Raw genomic sequence first — 22,404 nt, 5'->3', positions numbered from 1 at the left:
TGACGCGGGAAAAACCATGATGGTCTCCTGTATGCAATGAGCGTGACAGGGCAACCCCATTATGAATCCGAGTGTTCTCTATGCGTTATCTGCTGCGGCGCTGTTCGGCGCAAGCACACCGCTCGCCAAGCTATTGGCTGTGGATACTCCACCCATCCTGCTGGCAGGGCTGCTCTATCTGGGCAGTGGCCTCGGCCTGGCTATCGTCCGTGTTGCTCGCGATCACGGTTGGCGGCGACCTGGGCTTCCTAGCGGAGAATGGCCGTGGTTGGCGGGTGCCATCGTCTTTGGTGGCGTTCTCGCGCCTGTAGCGCTCATGTTCGGCCTCATCCGGACATCAGGGGCTACTGCTTCGTTGATGCTCAATCTGGAGTCAGTCCTCACGGCGGTGCTGGCATGGGTAGTGTTCAAGGAGAATGCTGATCGCCGGATAGTGGTCGGCATGATCGCAATTGCTTTGGGCGGTATTGTTCTGTCATGGCCGAAGGACGGCGCGACGGCTCATGACTGGATCGGGCCGCTGGCAGTGGCCTTCGCCTGTCTGTGCTGGGCTATCGACAACAACCTGACCCGCAAAGTCTCAGCCTCAGACTCGCTTTTCATAGCCGGCAGCAAAGGCCTGGTGGCAGGGCTGGTCAATTGCACCCTGGCATTGGCCATCGGGTCACGACTGCCAGAGCTGGCCACGTTGGGGCCAATCATGTTGGTGGGGTTTCTCGGATATGGCGTCAGCCTGGTGTCGTTCGTCCTGGCCCTCCGCGGGCTGGGAAGCGCACGCACCGGGGCGTACTTCTCCACGGCGCCTTTTTTGGGCGCGCTTATCTCGATCCTGATGCTAGGTGAGTCCGTATCTCTGATGTTCCTGCTCGCCGCAGCATTGATGGCCACAGGTGTCTGGATTCACCTGATGGAAAATCATGTTCACGAGCATCAGCATGATCCCCTCAATCACAGTCACCGGCATACGCACGATGAGCATCATCAGCATGAGCATGACTTTGACTGGGACGGAACCGAGCCACACAGTCACCCGCATGAGCACGCGCCGATCCGACACCGCCACGCGCACTTTCCCGACGTACATCATCGCCACAAGCACTGAGCGGAACATGCAGGCACTGGGCTTTGCCGATACTCGCCCCCTGCGCGATGGAACAAGGGGCTGGGAAGCACAGGAAAATTGACGAAGAAAACGCCGTGCCTCAGTCGATAGGCTCTATGTCCGAGAGCGTAGCGGCACTGGTCGCTTTGATCAGCTCGATGAACTCGACGATATAGGGCTTGCTGCTGTCGGCCGTGAGGGTCGCGGCCCAAATCTCAGCGAACAGCCCTTCGCGCGTGATCGGCCTGGCGGTGATGTACTGGCGCTGCAGGTAGTTCTGCACTGCCCAGCGAGGCAGCACGGCGATACCCCGGCGGGTAGCCACCAGCATCAGGATGGCCACGGTCAGCTCGGTCGTGCGCCGTGACGGACTTATTCCTGCGGGCTTGAGCAGCAACTGGAGGATATCCAGCGCCGACTCTTCGACCGGGTAGGTGATCAGCGTCTCATTGCGAAAGTCCTCCGCATCCAGGTACTCCCTGGTGGCCAGCGCATGATCGTTGGCCACCAGGGCAACCAGGCGCGAGCGGAACAGGTGATGAAAATCCACCCCTGCCTCCGGCTCACGGCACGACACCATGGCCAGGTCCGCCTCTCCTTGATGCAGCAGGCCAACGGGGTCGGCGTGATACCCGGACACCAGATCCACTTCCACCTCCGGCCAGCGTGCACGAAAGGCATCGACGGCAGGCATGAGCCAGTCGAAGCAGGTGTGGCACTCGATGGCGATCCGCAAGGTGCCGGTGGTCCCATGGGCAATCTTCAGTACATCGCGCGTGGTCTCGTGCAATACCGGAATGACCTTGTCGGCAGCCTCCAGCAGGCGCTTGCCGGCGGGGGTGAAGATGACAGGTGATGATTTGCGGACGAACAGCGGCACCCCATAGAAATCTTCCAGCGCCTTGATGTGATGCGAAAGCGCACCTTGGGTCAGACGCATCCAGGTGGCGGCCTTTGAAACGCTGCCGCTGTCACGCAGGGCCATCAGGGTCTGCAAGTGCCTGACGTCGATCGGGATCCTGTCCATTAATTTTATTGAGCCTTTCAACGCATATTATTCGTTTGAATAATGCTATGCCGGTTCCGATAATTTGCCAATCCTCTGCACCACCCACCGGCCGAAGGGTTCGGACTACCAGAAAGGACACCCGCATGATTGGCACCACAATGCACCGACAGGTCTTCCTGCTGGCTTGCGCCCAGGCACTCTTCCAGACCGTCTCGGTGGCGGTGATGACGGTCGGGGGATTGGCCGGCACGCTGATTGCCGCACGTGCGGAACTGGGTACCGTGCCGATCGCAAGCATGTTCATGGGAACCGCCGTGGCGATGTTTCCTGCATCCAGCTGGATGGCCCGCCGGGGTCGCCGGGCAGGCTTCATCCTGGGTGCACTGCTCGGCGTACTGGGATCGCTGACAGCCGCCTACGGTGCCTGGATAGCATCGCTACCGCTGCTGGCATCCGGCACCTTCCTCATTGGGACCTATCAATCCTTCGCCCAGTTCTACCGCTTCGCGGCGAGCGAGGTCGCAAACGATGCCTTCCGACCGAAAGCGATATCGCTGGTCCTCGCGGGGGGAATAATCGCGGCCCTGCTGGGGCCGACCGTCGGACGTGTCGGAGGCCCGCTGCTGCCCGCGCTGTATGTCGGTTCCTTCCTCATCCTGGCGGTGGTTTCTGCAGCTGCGGCAGCCATTCTGCTGGCCCTGCGCATGCCGGATGCCCAGGCAGACCATGCCGATCCCGGCCAGGGTCGACACTGGTGGAAGATCGTCTCTCAACCCGTGTATCTGGTTGCCTTGTTCGGGGCCGCTACCGGTTACGGGATCATGATCCTGGCGATGACGGCGACCCCCCTTGCCATGCTGCATCACCATCACGAACTGGCCACGGCCGCGACGGTGATCCAGTTGCATGTTCTGGCGATGTTCCTGCCGTCGTTCTTTACCGGCACGCTGATCGCCCGCCTGGGGGTGCTCAAGGTCATGCTGGCGGGCGTCGCCATTCTCGCGGCGCATGTCCTGATGACCTGGACAGGCACGAGCTTCCAGTCGTTTGCCACCTCCCTGGTCCTTCTCGGCGTTGGCTGGAATTTTCTCTACATCGGTGGGACCGCTTTGCTGACCTCCAGCTACACACCAGCGGAAAAAGGCCGGGCCCAGGCTACCAACGATATGGTCATCTTTGCCGTGGGACTGAGCTGCTCGTTCGGTGCGGCATCCCTGCTCCAGAAACTGGATTGGCAAATGCTCAACACGTTGCTGTTGCCATGGCTGGCATCCGCAGCGTTGGCCATCCTCTGGTTTGGCTGGAGCAGAGGTCGAAGTTCAGTTGGCGGAAGCGGTGCGATACAGCGATAGAACACTCTGCAGCAATGCCTCACATCAAGGGAAAGCCCAAGCCCCCCATGAAAGACAAGGTTATCGTCACCTGCACATTCGAGTCATTGGCATCGAGGATGAAAACGGCGCCCTGACCGGATTTGGAAGTTACAGAGCATTCAGGCACTACCCCGTGGAACATTCAGTCCATGTTCATGTCGATGGCCGAGCGTTCAAGCGCCTTCAACTCGAATACGCTTGAACCCGGACCTGCAACGGCTGACTCGTCTACTTCTTCAGCAACCGCAAACCGTTGAGCACCACCAGCAAGCTCACGCCCACATCCGCGAACACCGCCATCCACATGGTCGCCAGCCCCACCAGGGTGAACAGCAGGAACACTGCCTTGATGCCCAGGGCAAACCAGATGTTCTGCTTGAGGATGGTGGCCGTGTCGCGGGACAGCTGCACGAATGCAGGAATCTTGCGCAGGTCGTCGTCCATCAACGCAACGTCGGCTGTCTCGATGGCGGTGCCGGTGCCGGCGGCGCCCATGGCAAAGCCGATCTGCGACTTCGCCAGCGCCGGGGCGTCGTTGATGCCGTCACCTACCATGCCCACGACATGGCCCTTGCCCTGCAGTTCGCCGATGACATCGAGCTTGTCGTCGGGCAGCAGGTTGCCCCGGGTCTGGTCGATGCCCACCTGTCTGCCGATCGCTTCGGCCGTGTGCAGGTTGTCACCGGACAGCATGCAGGTCCTGATACCCAGGTCATGCAGCGCCCGGATCGCGTCCTGGCTCGATGGCTTGATCGTGTCCGCCACGGCGAACAGGCCCAGCACGGCATCGCCGTCGAGCAACGCAACGACGGTCTTGCCCTCGCGCTCCAGAGCGTCCATGGCTGCGCTCAACGCTGAGGTGGCCAGGTTGCGTTCCTCGACCAGGCGATGGTTGCCCAGGTAGTAGGTACTGCCCTGGATCACACCCTTGATGCCCCGCCCCGGCAGCGCCTCGAACTGCTCGACTTCGGCAAAGGTAGTGCCCTGGCCTGCCGCACGTTTGGCGATGGCCTGCGACACCGGGTGATCGGAACGCACCGCCAGGCTGGCGCCGACACGTTGCGGATCGACACCGTGGACCTCGCTCCAGGCACGATAATCGGTCTGCACCGGCTTGCCATGGGTCAGGGTGCCGGTCTTGTCCAACGCGATGAAGTCGAGTTTGGCACCCAGCTCCAGGTAGATGCCGCCCTTGACCAGGATGCCCTTGCGCGTCGCCGCCGTCAGGCCGCTGACGATGGATACCGGCGTGGAGATGACCAGAGCGCAGGGGCAAGCCACCACGAGCAGCACCAGCGCCCGGTAGATCCAGTCCGTCCACACGCCGCCCATGAACAACGGCGGAATGACCGCGATGGCCACGGCGAAGAAAAACACTGCCGGGGTATAGATCCGCGCGAACCGATCCACGAAGCGCTGGGTGGGCGCCCTTGAGTTCTGCGCTTCTTCGACGGCATGGATGATCCGCGCCAGGGTGGTATTGCCCGCCTTGGCCGTCACCCGGTAGTCGAGCGAGCCGGACTCGTTGATGGTGCCCGCGTACACCGCATCGCCCTGCACCTTATCCACAGGCAGGCTTTCACCGGTGATCGGTGCCTGGTTGACCGCCGAACTGCCCGCGACCACTTCACCATCCAGACCGATGCGCTCGCCCGGACGGACTCGCACGACCGCGCCGAGATCGACACGCTTCACGTCCATCTCAAGCCAGCCGCCATCGGCCTGCAGCACCGTGGCGCGCTCAGGCGTCAGCTCGATCAGGCTCTTGATCGCATTGCGCGCCCGGTCCAGCGACCTGGCCTCGACCCGCTCGGCCAGGGTGAACAGGACCATGACCATCGCCGCTTCCGGCCACTGCCCGATCAGCACCGCGCCCGTCACGGCGATGCTCATCAAGGCATTGATGTTGAGATTCAGGTTCTTGAGGGAGATCCAGCCCTTCTTGTAGGTAGACGGCCCGGCCAGGGCGATGGCCGCCAACGCCAGCAGCGCCACCACCCACTCAGGCGCAGCGGCGCTGAAGTGCAGCAGTTCGGAGAACACCGCCGCCACTCCGGCCAGCGCGATCGGCCACCAGCGCGAGCCATGCACCGGGGCAGGTGGCACCGCAGCGGCAGCGGGTTCGTCACTGTCGGACGGTTCGCCAGCCAGTGGCACGGCATCCATGCCCAGGGAGCGCACAGCCGCCACGATCTGGCTGTCGTCCTCAAGGTCATGCCAGACGCCCATGCTCCGGTTCATCATGTTGAAGTCGAAACCATGGATGCCCGGCACCTTCCTGAGCCTGGCCTCGATCATGGTCTGTTCGGAGGGGCAGCACATCTGCGGGATGGTGAAGCCGCTGTAATGGCCCCGCTGCCCTTCCGAGGTAGCAGGCCTCTTTGAAGTCCCGGTGCTACAGGCATCGACGAACAGACTGTCCGAGGCGACCGGCGCCGGCTCGGCGAGGGTGTAGAGACTGGCAGCAACCGGCGCTGACGCCGAGCAGCAGCCCGTGGCGCAACTCTCGGTTACCTGCTCGGCAACCGGAGTTGAGGCACATCCCGCCCCTGACGAACAGCACCCGTCCTCGGGCTCTGCAGCCTCTGTCGGCGTGCTGACTGGCTCGACCAGGCTGTACAACGTGGAGGGTGCAGGGGACGCCTTCGCTGAACTGCCGCCGCAGCAGGACGAGGCCTTGCTCCCCGCATCAACGGGCACGGAAGGATCAAAAACCTCGACGACAGGTGGTCGCGCGGGTGGTTTGTCGCCACAGCAGCTTTTCATGTCAGCTCTCTATCAGGACGTTAGCGCGTGCCAGTGAACACCCTATAGTCGCTATAGGGTCAAGCCCCTCAGCGGGACAGTTCGATCTCGCTGCGGATCAGGTCGTACAACGGCTGCGCACCAAAGGAGGTCAATGGCTTGCCGTTGACGAAGAAGGTCGGCGTCCCCTTCACACCCACGGACTTGGCATCTTCCGTGTCGCGCTGGATGGTCGCGGTAATGTCCGGCGAGTTCATCTGCTCGCGGGCCTTGTCCACATCCAGGCCAGCGCCAGCCGCTGCCTGCCATGCCGCGGCTGCCGTCGCGTCGTCGTGCCACTGCGGTTGCGACTCCAGCACGGCTTCCAGCACAGGCGCGTAGACGCCCTGCTTGCGCGCAGCCTCCAGCAAGCGAATCGCCTCTTCCGAGCCGACATGCAGGCGCACGTAGCGCAGGACCAGGCGAACATCCTCGGGATGCTTGGCCATCATCTGCTTCACGATCGGATAGAACGCCCGGCAGCTCTCGCAGGAGGGGTCGAAGAACTCGACGATGGTGACCGGCGCCTTGGCCGGTCCGAAGCTCGGCGCGTTGAAACGCACCAGGGCACTGCTGGCCTTCACCGGTTCGGTCGCCTGGGGGGGCGGCGCCTGGTTGCCTTTGTAGAAGAATGCCGCGGCGAGGAATCCCGCGATGGCGAGGAGGCTGATGACGATGACAGCGATGCGTCGGCTCATGGCTTGGCGTTCCGGCGAGTGGACAGGAGGAGAATGATCAGCAGGGTGAACACGGCAAGTGACAGCGACGGCAAGGGCAGCGAACCGAACAGCGTCATGTCCGCCCCCGAACAGGAAGGTCCGGCACCGCAAGGCTTGACGGCTTCGGGAATCACACCGAAATACAGCAGGTTGTGATAGAGCGCCGCCAGCCAGCCGGCAGCGGCCAGCGGCAAGGCGTAGCGCCAGGCATCCAGGTCCGAGCGTGCGGCCGCGACACCGAGCACGATGACCAGCGGGAACATGAAGGCACGCTGGTACCAGCACAGGACACAGGGCTCCTGCCCCATGACCTCGCCGATGAACAGCACCAGCAGCGTGGATATCAGCGCGAGCAACCAGGCGGCGAAGAGCTGGAAGCCGGCGCGGGGTGGGACCGTGGGTGTCTTGTCCATGGCGAACGGGCCTGATCGGGTATGGGAACGAATCTTCCTAGCCTCAGGGTTCTAGTAACTCGAAGGTCAAGAGGAAATGTCGCCTCGATGATCCATCTCGTTCCAGAATCCCTGCAGCAGGCAGTTTAGAAGGCAGACGAAAAACAACGCGCTCACCAATGCTGTCGGAATCGCCCCGATAACCTCTCCCGCGCTGCGCGCCCAGTGCAGCCCCAGGACTGTTGGCCCCTGGTGCCAAGGCTGATGGAGATAGGCCAGCAGATCGAGAATCGCCAGGACAACGCCGATGGCCGCCAGCGCAATACCGCTGCGCATCGAATCCGATGCTCGCCGGGACACGGTTCGAGTCAACAGCAGCAGCAGAGCCGGCAGCAGCATCAACTGGACGATGCACACCATTCCAGGAGAAGAGACGGCGAACAGCTCCTGCCCCCATGCCATTCCATTCAGCCCCAGTGCAAGCAACCATGCGGCGACAATCAGCAGGCCTGGCTTGCGCATGGGCTCAATGCCCTCCTCGATATCCGCTCATCACACTCACTCGAAAAAACCGTTTCGCGTAGACTCGGGGTTATAGCGACTATAAGGTCAAGCCTCATGAGCGATACCACACTGACCATTGGCGAACTGGCCAAGGCGACACAGACCAAGGCGGTCACCATCCGTTACTACGAGCAGCTCGGATTGCTGCCGCCCAGCAAGCGAACGGCAGCAGGCTATCGGATCTACGATGATGTCGAGCGCGACAGGTTGTTGTTCGTACGCCGCAGCAGAGGTTTGGGCTTCAGTCTCGACGATATTCGCGAATTGTTGGGGTTCGCCGATCACCGTGAAGCCTCCTGTGCATCCGTGGATGCCAAGGTCGCTCAACAGCTGGACCAGGTGAGAGGGCGAATTCGCGATCTGCAAGCGCTGGAGACCGAGTTGCAGCGCCTGCTCGGCTGTTGTCAGGGGGGCATGATCGATGAATGCCGGATCATCGAATCACTGACCCGGCATGACCAGCCATGAGCCCGGCCCAGGCTCGATGGAGCATCTTGATCAAACGAATTGCCCCAGGTACTCGCTGACCGCCTTGCTATCCCCAATGAACCGGATACGCCCGGCCTTGGCTTCTCGTTGGTAGGCATACATGGGGTCGTAGTACTCGCCCAGCAGCCCCTCGATCCATGCCCGATGGGCATCGACCGCTCCGCTGTCGCGCTGTTCATCCAGGGCCGCCAGCATCAGCGCACGCAGACGCTGATGCCGTTCGCCGCCCAGGCGCTTGTAGATGTTATCCAGGCTTTGCAGCAACCGCTCGGCAAAATGCGGAAAACCGTTCTCGTCGCCGTGCACAGCAACGAACTCGGCGCACAGATCCACCACATAGTCGCGCAGGATACGCTCCACACGGTTTTCGAAGCTGTCTTCCAGCCACACCAGCGGGTAACGCTGCATGCCCTGGTACAACTCGAGGGGAATGTTGCAACTGCCGACCACCCGGCCTTCGTCCTCCAGCACGAAGCGCTCGATGCCGGCATCGCGCTTCTTGAGGATGTCGATGGCCAGGCGATTCTCGAAGTCGATCTGCGCCGGCTGGCCGGTCGCACGCTTGCCGAAACTCGATCCTCGGTGATTGGCATGCCCTTCCAGATCCAGGGCGTTGGGCAATCCCGCCAGCACCTCGGTCTTTCCCGTCCCCGTCATGCCGCCCACGACGGTGAATTCGCAGTGCGCTACCGCCTGCTGCAGGGTCTCCAGCAGAAAGCTGCGCATGGCCTTGTAGCCGCCTACCACCCGGGGGTAGTCGATCCCGGCGTCACGCAGCCATTGCTGGACGATCTGCGAACGCAAGCCGCCGCGGAAGCAGTACAGATAGCCATCCGGGTTGGCGCGCGCGAAGGCCGCCCACGCCGCAACACGCTGCTCCTTGATCTCGCCGCAGACCAGTTGGTGCCCCAGACGGATCGCCGCATCCTGCCCCTCGCGCTTGTAGCAGGTGCCGACCCTCTGCCGCTCAGGGTCGGTCATCAGTGGCAGGTTGACGGTGCCCGGAAACGCGCCCTTGGCGAACTCCACCGGGGCACGGGTATCCATCATCGGCGCGTCGCGCAGGAACAACTGGCGAAAATCCCGAATATCTTCACGCATCAGAACACCTCGACGGCGTGACGCTGTCGTTCCACCAGCACACCGATGGGTACCAGGCGCAGGCCAAGCTCGCTGGCGACGGCAAGGAACTCGTCTTCACCGGCTTCGCTCACGGCCACCAGCAGGCCACCACTGGTCTGGGGATCGCAAAGCAAGTCGCGCTGGGCGTCGCTGATGGCAGCAATACGGTCGCCGTAGCTGTCGAAGTTGCGCAGGGTTCCTCCGGGCACGCAGCCCTCGGACAGGTAGTGATCGACGCCCGGCAGACGTGGGACGGCCGCATAGTCGATACGTGCGCTCAGACCGGCACCATCGGCCATTTCCACCAGGTGCCCGAGCAGACCGAAGCCGGTGACGTCGGTCATCGCGGTCACGCCGAGCAACTTGCCGAAGCGGCTGCCCGGCTTGTTCAACGTGCACATCCAGTCCCGTGCCAGGCCAACATCTTCGGCGCGCAACCGGGACTTTTTTTCGGCGGTGGTCAGAATGCCGATTCCCAATGGTTTGGTCAGATAGAGGCGGTTGCCTACCCGGGCGGTGTCGTTGCGCTTCATGTTCTGCTTGTCCACCACGCCAGTCACCGCCAGGCCGAAGATCGGTTCCGGCGCATCGATGGAGTGGCCGCCGGCCAACGGAATGCCCGCAGCGTCACAGACCGCACGGCCGCCGCGAATGACCTCGCGGGCGACCTCCGGCGGCAGCAGATTGACCGGCCAGCCGAGGATGGCGATTGCCATCAGCGGATCGCCGCCCATGGCATAGATGTCGCTGATCGCATTGGTGGCGGCGATCCGGCCGAAATCGAAGGGGTCGTCGACGATGGGCATGAAGAAGTCCGTGGTCGAGACGACACCGCGCTGTTCGTCCAGGGCGTAAACCGCCGCGTCATCTCGCGAGGCATTGCCCACCCACAGGTTCGGATCGAGATTCTGCGCACCACTGCCCGCCAGAATCACTTCCAGGACCTTGGGGGAAATCTTGCAGCCGCAGCCGGCGCCGTGGCTGTACTGGGTCAGACGGATCGGATCACTCATGGCCATATTCTCGATGATTCGGGAGTCGGCTAGCCCCATGCTAGCCCGCCCCAGAAACGAAAAAGGCCTGCATTGCTGCAAGCCTTGGTTTTTCTGGTGCGGAGACAGGAATCAAACAGCGGGTGATATGACCTGTATTTAAAGGAGAGTCCGGCTAAGTGCACGCAGACGTATCCCTAAACGTATCCCTAAAGCAAAAGTCACCTCTACGGAGTCGAAGCCGGGAGAGCGTCTAGGATTAGCTGAACCCAACCCAGAGCACTGCCATATGACTACCACGCCCCAAAATCTCAACACCATGCTACGCACACTGCTGAAGATGCATGAGGAAGGCCAGGAACTCGAGAGGACATTCATCGAGTCCAATGCGGAAATTTTTGAGCAACTGTGGGCGAAAGGTTACGGATGCTACCGAATCACGAGGATGCAGGCCGGTAACATCAGGCCTCGTAGGGAGTATGCCGGACTGCTAACCCCACGTGGCATTGAGGCGGCCCGAGCCCTTGGCGGTTAATGCACCGCAACACTCCTTCTGGGATCAATGAGCTGACTGCAAGCGAAGCTTCATTCTTGCAGTTGGCAAGATAATTCGAGGGTTAACCAATCATTTGGGTGGGTTCACCCAGTGAAGCAGTTCACTAAGCTGTGAACGCTCCCGCTAACAAGAAAGCGCGGGTTTCCTGCCCCGTATCTGGCCTCATCTCTCAGGGTCCCCGGCGTCTTCCAAACGGGAGGTCTGGGGCTACACCTGCCGCTGGAGGCACACTTGAACAGGGGGCATGGGGCCATTAGTAAGCTGCTGCCAAAGAAAGCGGTGTAACAGGTGTAATACGTGTAACACAAAGTCTCAACATATTGATTTTAAAGGATTATTCAAACGTACACGTCAATTTCATTTCTTTGCTGTTGAGGTGTAACAAATGATTCAGTGTAACTATGGCTACGCAGACAACGTGGGTGCTGGCCACGCATGTCTTGCAGGTGGATGTGCGGACTCGTGCCCTGCCGCAGAGAGATCACCTATCAGCTAGATAAGTTTCATTCGACAGCAAGACAGACCACTTGCGATTAAGTACCAATCAAATTAATGGCCTGTGTGCCTCGAGTCGTAAAGGCATCGAGTGAGGATTGCGATGGCAGATTGGCCCCCAAGCATAGGCGAGGGTCAAGGTGTGTGTTGGCCTGTGCACCTGGCGCCGAGCGCCAATCGCCAATCGCCAATCGCCAATCGCCAATCGCCACCACTTGCCACCTCCCCAGCATCGACATCAAGCCCGGATGACAATTCCTCGAACTGAGTGCTGCTGATGCAGGCCGCCGGCGCTGAGCGGCGCCGTCTCGACCCATGTCGCCCGAATTTCCGAAGTGAGAAATGGAGAAAACGGTAAAATTGTGGTAATTTTTAAGCCAGAAAACTTACCACAGTGTAAATACGCAGCATTAACGGGGGTATCGTGGTAACCATAGCCGAGAAAGACCTTGAATCTCTTTACCAGCAAGGAGTGCGAGGCAACGCGGCGGCCTTCGCTCTCATAGGGCGCCAAATCGCGAGCAAGCTTAAGAAGACGCAGCCAGACCTTGCTTATCGCCTAGCCGAGCTCCTCGCCACCGACAGTGGAACGCGAGGTGGACCTCGCATAGCAGCACCAGTGGATTCGGACTCTCGCCGTAGCCTTTTGAAAGAAAGCGCAGACGTTCTGCTGGGGTTCGAGCCCAAGTGGGAAAGCTTCCTCGAACAACAACTGCTAGAAATCATTCAAGAGCGAAAAAGCTACAAAGAACTTCTAACTGCGGGACTTGAACCTATACGCTCTATGATTTTCACTGGCCCGCCGGGAGTGGGTAAAACGCTGGCGGCGCATTGGATAGCCAGCAAGCTTGAGCTTCCCATTTACACGCTGGACCTTGCCTCAGTGATGTCGAGCCTGCTGGGCAAGACAGGGACGAATATCAAAGCGGTGATCGAACACGCCAAGAGCATCCCCTGCATTCTGTTTTTGGATGAATTCGACGCGATTGCCAAAAGGCGCGACGACGATAAAGATGTTGGTGAGCTCAAACGGCTCGTCAATGTTTTGCTGCAAGCCATTGATGAGTGGCCCTCAACATCTGTACTGATTGCTGCGACAAACCATCCAGACATGCTAGACCCAGCAGCGTGGCGAAGGTTTGAAGCAACGCTTCGCTTTGAGAATCCTCCGATCCAACTCATTGAGGGGATTCTAACTGACGCAAAGGTGTCTCCAAAGATCGCTAAACAGTTAGCTGCTCATTTGCTGGGCAACTCATTTTCAGACATAAATAGAATTGTTCTTACCGCCAAAAAAAGGGCAATTCTGGATCAGCGATCACTCAATGACACCATCATTGATATCTCGCTCAAAGCCCTTGCCTCGAGCGAATCGGCCCACAACACCAGGGATATGAGGATTATCCAATTATCTTTGCAAGGTTTATCTCAGCGAAAAATTGCTGGCGAGCTGAATGTATCCCATCCCACGGTCGGTAAAGTCTTAAAAGAATTCAAGGAGAGTACCAATGTCTGAACGGAACCTGCTTCTAGGGAAGGGCGAAGCACTGACAACGGCCCAAGCGATCAAGCGTGGTTCCGGACCTAAGAAGTTTCCTTACACCATTGAGGAGGTCCGTGCCGAGATCTCTTCCTCTCTTGAGCAGGTTCAGCACTCTCTTTCTGCCCTCCCTAAAGCGGCCAAGCCGCGTGGCGAGGGAGTGTTTGAGTTAACTCTTCATCCAGCTTTTTTAGGGAGGTCGTATTTTCCCAAAAGCATCCTCAAAAAAGCTGGGCTACGCGACGTCGGGAGCAAAGAAACATCGATTATTCCAAGGCAGGTCACAGATAGTCGCGACGCTGGAAAAATCCAGGCCACTGCAACCCTATTCATTGCCGGCACTGAAAGCGCCGTCGCCAATCTGCGTAGCCTGCTCGAGGCGAGCTCCATACCCAGCTCGCTGGAGAAAGAGCTTAAGGAAATCGAGTCAATCCGGTGGATCAACAACGAAAGTAAAATAAGAGGTCAGCTTCCGCAGGATAGCGAGGAACATGCCTTTGAGGTCGCTCTGCATGCCGGATCAGATGAAGAAGATATCGTTGCCTCTTTCGCCGAATTTGTAAGAGCTCACTCAGGCAAAGCCGACCTCAAGCGGAGAATCAAGGTTGGAGGACTCACCTTCATTCCTGTCTATGCATCCTCGAAGGCAATGATCTCAATTGCAAGTCATACATTCCTGCGCGTAGCTAGGCCTATGCCGGAGCTTCGAATTGCGCATCCAACAATGGCTCGCTCTACACTGGCCAACTTCAGCACGACACTGCCCAGCCTGGCTGCTATCGCCCCAGACAAAACAGCAGCAATTTTCGATGGCGGCCTAGGCACAAGCGATCTCTCCGGATGGGCGACTGAGTACTACTACGAAGATACAGACGAGACTAATGGGCAGTTGCTAATGCATGGCAACGAAGTCACGTCGACATTCCTGTTTGGCAGACTTGCTTCTGAAACCGACGAACTCAAGCGCCCCTACATGAATGTGCATCACTACCGCGTGCTTTCGCCCATTTCAGGCAGAGACCCTGACCTTTTCGACGTACTGATTAAGATTCGGGATGCACTGGACTCCGGTGAATACAAATTCGCCAACCTGAGTCTTGGCCCTCGAATGCCGATTAATGATGAAGAGGTACATGCCTGGACAGCAACACTTGACCAAGTTTGCTCGCGCCATGGCATTCTGGCCACTGTCGCGGTTGGCAATGATGGCGATGTGGACGGAGCCAACAGAATTCAGCCCCCAGGGGACATGGTGAACGCGCTAGCGATCGGAGCGGCAGATACCAGCTGCACAAAATGGAAACGAGCTGAGTACAGCTGTATTGGACCAGGAAGAAGCCCAGGCTATGTAAAGCCCGACGGAATTGCTTTTGGTGGCTCTACCTCAGAACCCTTTAAGGTATTCAACCCTCTTCTCGGAAGTACGGTGGGCGTTCAGGGGACTAGTTACTCTGCGCCGCTGACTCTGAGGACGGCAGCGGGGGTTGCCTGCTCAACATCCTATGAGATGACCGCAATCGCTCTGAAGGCCCTACTTGTTCATCATGCCGAATACAAACGCAGGATCAGCCGCAACGAAATAGGCTGGGGGCGATTCCAAGAGAATCCCCTCACACTTCTTGAATGCGAGGATGGCAGCGCAACAATAATCTTCCAAGGGCAGCTGGAAAAGGGCCAATATCTCCGCTGCCCTATTCCCTTTCCCGATATTCCAATCACAGGCAAAGCAAAGATCAAAGCTACATTTTGCATCCAAGCGCATACCGATCCAGAGCACACCATCAATTACACACGCTCTGGAATGGGCGTGGTATTCCGCCCGAAGGCCGGTGCCGACATCGAGACTAGTAAAGACTTTTTTGGTCGCGGCTCTCAGTACAAGATGACTGAAAGGCAGTATCGAGATGATGCACATAAGTGGGAAACCTGTTTGCACCGCGACAGAAGCTTTGACGGTGAGGACTCTCTGGTTGGCCCGGTCTTCGACATCGAATACCACGCTCGTGAGAGTAGCCGTGGCGTATCACCAAGCTCGGCACCAGACGTCAATTACGCACTAATTGTAAGTGTGCAAGTTGACGAGATACCGGACATCTACAACTTAATCAGGCAAAAGTATCAGATTCTTCAACCTGTAGAGGTCACGGTGGAAACCACGATTACAACGTAATAGCCAAAATTAGAGCCCTCGAGGTGAGGGCTCTGGTCTGGACTATTTATGAATTGTATATCGCTGTCAATAAGTCGATTCGGATTTAGGTATGCCTGGACGGCAGCTCTCGCCGACTACTTTTCTCCGCTTTGGCCACTCTGGACAATTGCGGCCACTTGGTATCTATAGGTACAAATCGATAACAGCTTTGGATACCAAATCCGGCTCAAAACCAAACCGTAGCGGCTCAAGCTCCATTGATTTTTTAGCCAAATCTCAGAAATTTTAAGGCGGTCAGCGACGACCCCCCTATACAGCTAGCAAGCCAATTATGACTTCGTGAGAGTAATGGTCGTGAAATGCTCCATGCACTGCACTACCCTCGCCAAGATAATATTGAAGCCTGAAAAATCTATAGTGTTTCTGTTCGGCACAACAACCTTGCTCGCAAAGAATTCTTTACCATATTCGGTAGCAACATCGATATCATTTTCTTTATTGAATTTTTTTCCACCCAACCTTACATCCCTGACAGCTTGCGGAAAGAGATCTTCGATTGAAGTATGCTTATCTTTCGCGCCCAGCGGCGTCAATACAATATATAAATTATGGATTACATGGATGAAATCTGCTTTCCTAAAATCATTGGCCGGTATCGTTGAAGGAAAAATAACAGGGCTGTACTTTTTACTTCTCAAAACCCCTTCAATCCTTCCGAACCCATCGTCATTATCAAGAACAATAATAACCGGCTGCGACGGAACCGGGGCCTTATAGTACTTAAAATGCTCATCAAATCCTAAAATAAACTCCTTCAAATAAGGAGTACCACCCGCCAGCTCAAGCAAAAACCTAGTGCGCTCAGTATAATTCACGAATCGTACGAGGAGCTCGTATGGATCATTCCCGCTCTTCGGTTTGACCAGTTTAGGATAACCGCCTGCCAACCGACTTATAGCTGACTTAAGATATATATTGTCGGTTTTCCCTTCGCAAATAATAGTTGGCTTAGCGTTGCCGTAAAATAGCTTGTAGTACAAGAATCTACTAAACGTGAGCTCGCGACCATTCAGCAGCCTTCGAGTATTAATTTTTTTCTGTAAGGATTCATGATCCAGAGCCAACGCTGGCTTACTTCTCTTTCGATTGAACAAATCAATTTGGTCAATAAAATTCAAACGCCCCTCGAGTACATAAATATTACCTTCCTCGGGAGCAGCTGACGCATTCTCCGTAAAAGCTCCAGTCTGAAACAGCGAATGGCACTGAGACCTGACAGTTCGCCAGTACTCACTCTTAACTGCTGGCTTTTTGTTGACGATTAGCCCAGTTACATCCTGACGTGAATCCTTATATTGAATCCGCGTCTTTGAACTATTGATCTCAAATCCAGCTCGTTTAATTTCAGATTGCAGCCTTTTACCAGGAACATAGCCGCTTTTACCCTCGGCCATCAAGCTGGGGGGAAAATCTTTTTTTCTAGTCGAAATTGTTATATCGTCGGCATACCTGCTATATGTACAAGAATTTGCTTTGGCCAGAGAGGCCAACCTGACATCAAGAGAGTGCGTGATCAAATTTGTTATAACAGGAGAGCACGGACTACCTTGGGGCAGCTTATTGTCATAGCAGGCGATTTGCGCAATTACAGTGGCGACCGCTGGATTTAACTGAAAGTTTTTGTTCGCAATAAAAAAGCCTCGCACACGGCCGAAATTAAAACTTTCAAAAAAATCTTTCAGATCAATGTTCAATACATTCTTTTGACTTAAATGCATCACCGCATTTGTTAGAATCGATCGTTCTCGAACAAACCCATGAGATAATGTCGACCTGAAGCCACCCCCCTTAGACTTATTAATTTCTTGAATGCAGTCTTGGAGCAGGAGGGACAAAGCTGCCTGTATAGGTTTAAGCTCATTTGACGGAGCATGTATAGTACGAACGCCGCCACTTTTTTTTGCTATGGTGAAACTCTTATACTGATTTTCAAGCTTCATCCTGTACAGAACATTAGTAAGGTGCGATGCATTAATCCCCATGAGCAATGCGAGCTCTGGTTTAGTTTTTATCGCACGTAGAGCACTTATTTTTATCATTGCGCACTAATGTTCAGAAAGTTAGACGGCTTACGGGCACTCCTAGGCACTGCAAGGACCGTAGAGAATCGACGAGTCTTCACCAAGGGCAATCCATTCGGACCATTTTTTCACTGATCGCGATACGCGACCCAAAATCTGCCCGTAAGCCAAAGGCGAGGCTAGCAAAAAATTGGATCCGATAGCAATACCGATTAGCTGCTTGCCTCCTACGAAGCTAAAGGAGGGTTCCGGTATTCTCAATTTAACGCCCTTGACCAAGTCAACACTTGAAAAGTCGACACTAGTGGAACAGCAAACAGCCCGCATCCGCGGGCTGTTTCGGGGTTACGCTTCCAGCAGGTCTGCCAGGGTGACGCCTTTAGATAGGTCTAAAACATCGTCTCGCTGGAGCTCTATGGCTGAAGGTCCGAAACCTGGAATCGATAACCTTGATAACACCATTCCAACACCGCCTCGATGACGATTTGCGGCCAAGATCCGAGCACCCACTGCTAGGAGCTGCTCAGCCAAGTTATTCCACTGATCCCCGAGAGCTATCTCCGCTGCAGCCAAAGCCGCGTTCTGCGCGTCGCGCCCTTGTTTCTGAGCATGGGCTAGCTGGGTGTCGAGGGAGTCAACCTCTGCCTGCAAAGCAGTCGTCAGCAGCTCTTGGCGTCTTGCGTGCTCATCTGCCTCAACAAGCTGGTTACTTGCTTTCTGCATCTCGCTGCTTGCAGCCTTTTCACCCTTGCTGTCACCAGCTGCAATACTTCGTGCGTAGAGATTTGCCGCGTCCAGCTCGGCCTGTCGAGCTGCTTCAAGCGACAATTCCATATCTTTCTGAATTGCTTGGATGCGCCCAAACAGAAGTGCGCGTTTCCCCTCTAATATCGAAACCGCGCTAGCTGAATCAGATATCAGCTGGCGAGCTTGTGTCTTGGTTTGCTCGGCATTTTTCAGGCGTTCACGATAGTTTATCTCGTTGTCGAGATTCTCCAGCTCCGCAGAAATGCTACGCACGCGACTTTCATCATCGGAAATCTTTTCCATCGCCGCTGTTGCTTCGGAGCTACCTATACAATTTCCGTTGTGCCAAGCACTCGGCATGTTTCGCCAAGCTGCCTGTTGAGCCGGGATACTGGCCTCAAGAGCATCACGCTCAGCAATCAACTCATCTCGCTTTTTTTTCAATTCATTCATGATGGATACCTAAAAATGGGAATGTGTTATCACCGGGGCTGGCAAGACCGCTCGCTGCCATCGCGACCTCATGGATTAGCGGTGGGAAGTCAAGCGGCCTGCGCTTCGTTCTCAGCCGTTTCAGGGATCATCACGACAACGTAGCAGCGCTGTAGTCCAAGGCCGGGCAGGCGCACGGAGGCGGATGCCTTGCCATCTTTGCCGGGCTCCAGTACTTGGCGCCGCAAGAGCTCTTTGTTCACTGCATTGAGGTTCATGCCGCGAAAGATTTCGGAGCGCCAAGCTTCGGGAAGTACGTAATAGGTCGTCGTCGTGTGCGCCGTGTCACCCATGCCGTGCTCCATCGACTTGCGAAAGCCGAGTCGATCAAGGGTGCGCGGACCATGTTCATCGACCTTGGCAGCAGCAGATTCCCAGCGCGTAAAGCGGCTTTCTCCGAACCTCTCGATCACTTGGCGGAGGCGGGCAAGAACTGCATCTCCTTCCATATTCCCGGAGCCGCCTCGCTCAGCCAACCAAGCCTTAAGGCATACGCGGGCGGAGTCGAGAGCCAATCCATCCGGCCATCCAGTAACGCCCAGGGCGGTGGCCAGCTCTCCAGCAGCTGCTGCCAATCCGAAGCGAGTAGCAGCACGCTGAGCCTGTCCGCTCGCATTGATCGGTAGTGCTTCTGCGGTGAAGCGCTCCACTGTGCTGCGGACCATGGCTGTGTAGGCGCGTAGTTTGACCGGGTCGCACAGAGCCGACAGGAATGCCAAGGCAGGTGATCCGTAGGACTTGGACACACGGGCTTTCAGCGCATCCGAAAGCGCAGCGGCATCCTCAAAACCATGCAGCTCCTCGAACAACCCCAGTCCTTTTCCGGCATCAGCCGGCACGGCTAATAGCCGTACTTCCATACCCGCTTTCAAATCCTTGTTTGCTTCGGCCATGTGCTGCGCGAGGGTCTTTTCTCCCGTGGAAAGGAACAGCAATCGCCATTCTTGTACTTGTCGCCCGCTCATCCCACGGTCATTTGCCCGGGCTTTGCCTGTGCCGTTGCCAAGCATGTAGACCGTTTCCCCGATGATTCGTGGATCGCACATCCCGATTTCATCAAGCACCAAAAGGCCGTCGGAGTGTGCCGCCGCGATACTCTCCAGCGCGTTATCTGTAGAACGCCAGGAACGCACCAGGCGTGGCCCTCCCCAAACCGAAGCGGCCACCTGTAAATGGGTAGTCTTCCCGCCGGAGCTATCGCCATAGAGGTGGAAGCCGCCTGATTCATGTCCAAGCAAATGCAGCAACGCTCCAGCAAAAGCTACGCAGACGACGAATGTCAGACGGTTGTTCCCCACGCACAACGTGCCGATTTGCTGTTGCCACTGCTCTAATGTTCCAACTTTGGTAATGGGCGGGAGCTGGGCGCCGGCTTCGTAGAAGTGCAGGTATTCAGTGCTGGCACCGATCTGCCGATCCGGCACTAGGTAAGCATCCCCATGCCAGCCCAGACGAGTGACCAAGCGAGCGCGATCGGAGCCGTCATAGCCTTGCAAGTAGCTCTGCAGGTCGTTGCGCGAATTGCGAGCGGTACGCACGGGCGCCAGGCGCAGCCCCATATCGACCAGTGGCGCAAGCACCTCTTTGCCAAAGTCACCCGCCATCGCCCTGGCCGGAATGTTGAGGCGTTTGCTGGCCCCATCCGGGTCATCAAACTCCACCAGCAGGCCCCAGCCGTGGCCCTTTTCGTCACGGGTGCGAGCCAATATCTCTAGCCGTGAACAAACCGGGCGTGCTTCGCCATCCTCACCGGCATAGAACACCCCATCCTTGGTGACACGGAAGCCGCTCGGGACCGGGGCGGTTTTCTTCTCAGGTTGCGGCTTGGCCTGGCCGGTGGTCTTGCTCTGCTTAGTGGGGGTGGATGTGGCGGCAGGTGCGAGAGCGAACAGCTCCCCGGTGCGCTGCAGCTCTGCCAAGTGTTGAGCAGTCCAGCCTTTGGATTGGGCATCCGCCGCATCGTCACCTTCGCCCCACTCACCGCCTAGGGCGAAAGTGGGGCGCTCACCGTCCTTACCTGGGAGTTGCCCGAACACCGCCAAGGCTACCGTTCGTACCGTGGCTGCTCCGAGCTTTCGCAGGTGATCCGCCAAGGCATCCATGCACTTCAAGCCTGGAGCGTCGTTATCTGGCCACAGTAGTACGTCACGCCCGACTAGCGCCTCGAAATCAGCCTTCTGCCAAGAGTTCGTCCCGTTAGGCCAGCAGGTGGCAACATGCTCGGGTAGTAGCTCGGCAGCGGCATCGGCGGCCTTTTCACCCTCGCACATTACGACTGGTGCCAAAGGACGCTTAGCCAGGTCATCAAGGCGCAGGAGCGGGCGTGGCTCCGATAAGCCCTGCCAGCGCCAGGCCAACGAGCCGTTAGCAGAGTGTTTACACCAGGTGAGAGGCGCGAAGACTTTACGCGGCGTGCCGCTCTCATCCGGCCCGAGGTTAAAGCGGTACAGCACCATAAGTGGCTGACCGTTGGCGTCACGGTAAATCCAAACCTTGGAAGGTTTACCGTGCTGCCGGTGCGCTTGCAGCACCTTCTGCATTGCCTGCTCAGGAATGGGCAACACAGGCACCCACTCTGGCTTTTTGGCCTGGCCAGTGGGTAGTGTGACATTGGTGCTATTCGTTGCCTCGACACCGAGGAAAGCCGCCAGCTTATTGCAAGCTTCCACATCGGTGCCGCGATCAAGGTAGCGCACCAGGTCGATCAGATCACCGCCTTTGTCGCCGGTGGCGAAATCGCACCAGGTGGCTTTAGCCAGGTTCACCTTGAGCGAACCGGAGCGCTTGTCCGTTCTTGTTGGGTTGGGGGCGGTGTACTCCTTGCCACCATCTACCCGCTTGCCATTGGGAAGCCAGTGGGCTAGCACGCGATCAATCGCCGCTAGGGAGGCCGCTTTGACCTGGGCAAAGGTCGGATGACGGGAGTTAGGTGTGGTTCTGCTCATGCTTGGCCACCCTCGGCAATCTGAATCCCGGTGGTTACATCATCGACAAGGGCCTTAGCCTGCTCACCCAGATAATGTGCCGCCCACACCAGTGCATTGTTGTCTTCGCTCACGCCGGCCAGCTGGGTCAGTTTGTTTACGCAGTTCATTAGCACCGATGCCTGCTCCAATGCTTCCTCACCGGAAACACCCGGGCACACTTTGAAGAGCGGTTGATTCAACGAGTTGTGCTTAGAGAAGGTGACCCCACCTGCGGTATTGACCTGAAAGTGCCCGTTCATTTCCGGCCCCCTTCCGCGACATGAAAGGTCGAGTCATCGGCATGCACGACCAGGGTACGAATCTGCTCCAGCGTTCCGCGAACGTCCCACAGGGCGCCGAGGATCACACGATTAGCCAAGCGTTGGCTCTGATCCGCCTCGAATTGGTCCTCAAGCAAGCACAGCACTGCTTGGGCTCGCTCAATAGCGCAGGTGAGCGCATCAATCGGGACGCCTGCCGGCGCATTTGCTGTGATGCATAGCAGGTCTTCTGGCTGAGAAAAGTGCTGTATTGGATTTGTCATTGGGCACCCCCGTTCGCTTCCAGGGCGCGAGCACGGGCCATCGCAGCGTTGTAACGCGCCAAGCGGACGGAGAGGGACGAGTCGGCGTGCAGTGCCGCAATGGCACGGGCCTTCAGGGCAGCAATGTGGTTCTGGAGGGCAGACGGATTGAGGGCGTGCATGGGCGGAGCTCCTTGATTTGAGGAACTGCCACTGATCGTCGCCAAACGATTTAGGGTGGCAGCTGTGCGCAGGTTGGCGAACCGGGAATCAAGGAACCCGGCAGACCCGAAGGTCTCCCACGCA

At 57.4% G+C, this 22,404-nt stretch carries 18 protein-coding genes; 5 read left to right on the top strand and 13 right to left on the bottom strand.

Annotation, left to right across the window (positions count from 1 at the left end; all coding sequences use genetic code 11):
* Window positions 1-61: 61 nt before the first annotated feature.
* Complete coding sequence (locus RTI28_RS07930; protein ID WP_316919944.1) at window positions 62-1,102, top strand: DMT family transporter; 1,041 nt, start codon at window positions 62-64, stop codon at window positions 1,100-1,102.
* Between the two features lie 100 nt (window positions 1,103-1,202).
* On the opposite strand, the gene RTI28_RS07925 is transcribed toward RTI28_RS07930, so the two are convergent.
* Window positions 1,203-2,129, bottom strand: coding sequence for a LysR family transcriptional regulator (locus RTI28_RS07925; RefSeq protein ID WP_316919943.1), 927 nt, complete (start codon window positions 2,127-2,129; stop codon window positions 1,203-1,205).
* Between the two features lie 125 nt (window positions 2,130-2,254).
* On the opposite strand from RTI28_RS07925, the gene RTI28_RS07920 reads away from it, so the two are divergent.
* Window positions 2,255-3,463 carry an MFS transporter gene (locus tag RTI28_RS07920; protein ID WP_316919942.1) on the top strand — a complete coding sequence of 403 codons (1,209 nt, stop codon included), beginning with the start codon at window positions 2,255-2,257 and terminating at the stop codon, window positions 3,461-3,463.
* A 249-nt stretch (window positions 3,464-3,712) separates the two neighbouring features.
* On the opposite strand, the gene RTI28_RS07915 is transcribed toward RTI28_RS07920, so the two are convergent.
* The 4 genes from RTI28_RS07915 to RTI28_RS07900 form a co-directional block, all read right to left on the bottom strand.
* Window positions 3,713-5,782 carry a heavy metal translocating P-type ATPase gene (locus RTI28_RS07915; RefSeq protein WP_316919941.1) on the bottom strand — a complete coding sequence of 690 codons (2,070 nt, stop codon included), beginning with the start codon at window positions 5,780-5,782 and terminating at the stop codon, window positions 3,713-3,715.
* Between the two features lie 536 nt (window positions 5,783-6,318).
* The gene (locus RTI28_RS07910; RefSeq protein ID WP_316919940.1) at window positions 6,319-6,966 is read right to left on the bottom strand and encodes a DsbA family protein; all 648 of its coding nucleotides are present in this window, start codon (window positions 6,964-6,966) and stop codon (window positions 6,319-6,321) included.
* The gene (locus RTI28_RS07905) at window positions 6,963-7,400 is read right to left on the bottom strand and encodes a disulfide bond formation protein B (protein ID WP_316919939.1); all 438 of its coding nucleotides are present in this window, start codon (window positions 7,398-7,400) and stop codon (window positions 6,963-6,965) included. The genes RTI28_RS07910 and RTI28_RS07905 overlap by 4 nt, the downstream gene beginning before the upstream one ends.
* Window positions 7,401-7,466: 66 nt before the next feature.
* Window positions 7,467-7,901: a hypothetical protein gene (locus RTI28_RS07900; protein WP_316919938.1), complete on the bottom strand. Its 435-nt coding sequence runs from the start codon at window positions 7,899-7,901 to the stop codon at window positions 7,467-7,469.
* Window positions 7,902-7,997: 96 nt separating this feature from the next.
* Here RTI28_RS07900 and RTI28_RS07895 point away from each other — a divergent pair, with 96 nt between their 5' ends.
* Window positions 7,998-8,411, top strand: a complete 414-nt coding sequence (locus RTI28_RS07895) for a helix-turn-helix domain-containing protein (protein WP_316919937.1) — start codon at window positions 7,998-8,000, stop codon at window positions 8,409-8,411.
* Window positions 8,412-8,441: 30 nt separating this feature from the next.
* On the opposite strand, the gene mnmH is transcribed toward RTI28_RS07895, so the two are convergent.
* Together mnmH and selD are read right to left on the bottom strand one after the other, a co-directional pair.
* A complete protein-coding gene (gene mnmH / locus RTI28_RS07890) occupies window positions 8,442-9,533 on the bottom strand; it encodes a tRNA 2-selenouridine(34) synthase MnmH (protein WP_316919936.1) in 1,092 nt (363 codons plus the stop codon).
* The gene (gene selD / locus RTI28_RS07885) at window positions 9,533-10,567 is read right to left on the bottom strand and encodes a selenide, water dikinase SelD (protein ID WP_316919935.1); all 1,035 of its coding nucleotides are present in this window, start codon (window positions 10,565-10,567) and stop codon (window positions 9,533-9,535) included. The genes mnmH and selD overlap by 1 nt, the downstream gene beginning before the upstream one ends.
* Window positions 10,568-12,021: 1,454 nt before the next feature.
* Here selD and RTI28_RS07880 point away from each other — a divergent pair.
* Together RTI28_RS07880 and RTI28_RS07875 are read left to right on the top strand one after the other, a co-directional pair.
* Entirely contained in the window at window positions 12,022-13,113 is a 1,092-nt protein-coding gene (locus RTI28_RS07880) for an AAA family ATPase (protein WP_316919934.1), read from the top strand.
* Window positions 13,106-15,307, top strand: a complete 2,202-nt coding sequence (locus tag RTI28_RS07875) for a S8 family peptidase (protein ID WP_316919933.1) — start codon at window positions 13,106-13,108, stop codon at window positions 15,305-15,307. Before RTI28_RS07880 ends, RTI28_RS07875 begins: the two co-directional genes overlap by 8 nt.
* Window positions 15,308-15,618: 311 nt before the next feature.
* Here the strand turns inward: RTI28_RS07875 and RTI28_RS07870 are convergent, their stop codons facing one another.
* The 6 genes from RTI28_RS07870 to RTI28_RS07845 all read right to left on the bottom strand — a co-directional run bounded on the left by RTI28_RS07870 (window position 15,619) and on the right by RTI28_RS07845 (window position 22,280).
* The gene (locus tag RTI28_RS07870; RefSeq protein ID WP_316919932.1) at window positions 15,619-17,388 is read right to left on the bottom strand and encodes a retron Ec67 family RNA-directed DNA polymerase/endonuclease; all 1,770 of its coding nucleotides are present in this window, start codon (window positions 17,386-17,388) and stop codon (window positions 15,619-15,621) included.
* 327 nt (window positions 17,389-17,715) lie between these two features.
* Complete coding sequence (locus tag RTI28_RS07865; RefSeq protein WP_316919931.1) at window positions 17,716-18,570, bottom strand: hypothetical protein; 855 nt, start codon at window positions 18,568-18,570, stop codon at window positions 17,716-17,718.
* An 89-nt stretch (window positions 18,571-18,659) separates the two neighbouring features.
* Window positions 18,660-21,554 carry a DUF927 domain-containing protein gene (locus RTI28_RS07860; RefSeq protein ID WP_316919930.1) on the bottom strand — a complete coding sequence of 965 codons (2,895 nt, stop codon included), beginning with the start codon at window positions 21,552-21,554 and terminating at the stop codon, window positions 18,660-18,662.
* Complete coding sequence (locus tag RTI28_RS07855; protein ID WP_316919929.1) at window positions 21,551-21,835, bottom strand: DUF3077 domain-containing protein; 285 nt, start codon at window positions 21,833-21,835, stop codon at window positions 21,551-21,553. The genes RTI28_RS07860 and RTI28_RS07855 overlap by 4 nt, the downstream gene beginning before the upstream one ends.
* Complete coding sequence (locus tag RTI28_RS07850; RefSeq protein WP_316919928.1) at window positions 21,832-22,119, bottom strand: hypothetical protein; 288 nt, start codon at window positions 22,117-22,119, stop codon at window positions 21,832-21,834. The genes RTI28_RS07855 and RTI28_RS07850 overlap by 4 nt, the downstream gene beginning before the upstream one ends.
* Window positions 22,116-22,280, bottom strand: coding sequence for a hypothetical protein (locus tag RTI28_RS07845; protein ID WP_192441623.1), 165 nt, complete (start codon window positions 22,278-22,280; stop codon window positions 22,116-22,118). Before RTI28_RS07845 ends, RTI28_RS07850 begins: the two co-directional genes overlap by 4 nt.
* Between the last annotated feature and the right edge of the window lie 124 nt (window positions 22,281-22,404).

It is taken from the genome of Pseudomonas sp. zfem002, from assembly GCF_032621685.1.
In the GTDB taxonomy this organism is placed as follows: domain Bacteria; phylum Pseudomonadota; class Gammaproteobacteria; order Pseudomonadales; family Pseudomonadaceae; genus Aquipseudomonas; species Aquipseudomonas japonica.
Note: the sequence above shows the minus strand (reverse complement) of the source record. Positions and strands in the feature narration are given on the sequence as shown.